General features: G+C 59.5%; 2 protein-coding genes. Both read right to left on the reverse strand.

The window, feature by feature from the left end; all coding sequences use genetic code 11:
* Window positions 1–316 (reverse strand): IS66 family insertion sequence element accessory protein TnpB (tnpB, locus tag ABK249_RS33825; RefSeq protein WP_348864928.1); only part of this gene is annotated, 316 nt, incomplete at its 3' end.
* Window positions 313–765 carry an IS66-like element accessory protein TnpA gene (gene tnpA / locus ABK249_RS33830; protein WP_227705930.1) on the reverse strand — a complete coding sequence of 151 codons (453 nt, stop codon included), beginning with the start codon at window positions 763–765 and terminating at the stop codon, window positions 313–315. The genes tnpB and tnpA, both read right to left, overlap by 4 nt.
* Between the last annotated feature and the right edge of the window lie 89 nt (window positions 766–854).

Genomic DNA, 854 nt, shown 5'->3' on the forward strand with positions numbered 1-854 from the left:
TCACCCGCCGCCAGTCGAGGCCTTCGAACAATGCCTCATATTGCCCCCTGGAAAGACGCATCGTCCCATCCTGAACCTTGGGCCAGGCAAAGCTTCCATATTCAAGAATTTTGTAAGTTAGCACCATTCCGGTGCCATCCCACACCAGGATCTTCAGGCGGTCCCCGCGTTTTGAGCGAAAGATCACCGTCACCCCGGAATGCGGGTCCAGCTTCAACTCGGTCTGCACCATCAGAGCCAGAGCCTGATGCCCACAGCGGAAGTCAACCGGACGCGTTGCGATCAGGATCGGCAGTCGTTGGCCCGCGACGATCATGACGCTCCTCGCACAGCGCGAACCAGAGCGGCGACCCGTTCAACGGGCACATCGTTCGGAACCCGCATCACAACGTCTGAGCCAATCTCCAACGTCAAAACCTGCACCCTCGGCCCGTCGGAGGCCAGCTTCGGCAGCGGCAAACGATTGACAGGCTCAGGCGGCTCCGCAGCGATTGCCAGAGGCACGAATGCCGGCTCGATACCATCGTGCTCCGACGGCGTCGTTGCCACCGCAAACGGCAGCACCAGAATGCCGTCGCGCACTTGACGTCGCCAATCGGAAAGCTGGTTTGCTATAACGCCGTGACGGCGCGCGACATCAACGACACGAACACCAGGCTCAAAGCTTTCCGCCACGATCCGCGCCTTCACATCATCCGGCCAACGCCGGTTTCCGCGGCGCGGCTCGACAACTTCGTAGCGACCGACAAATCCATCATCTGCCATGCAAATCTCCAGATAAAACTGGAAACCTTCTCGCATACGCAGCAAGCCTCAAAATACACCCAATCCAATGGGGCGGAGACGGCGCTTAC

It is taken from the genome of Neorhizobium phenanthreniclasticum (assembly GCF_040066075.1).
Lineage (GTDB): Bacteria > Pseudomonadota > Alphaproteobacteria > Rhizobiales > Rhizobiaceae > Neorhizobium > Neorhizobium petrolearium.

Coding starts and splice junctions, on each gene's coding strand:
- tnpA (WP_227705930.1), bottom strand. CDS start 765: ATGGCAGATGATGGATTTGTCGGTCGCTACGAAGTTGTCGAGCCGCGC.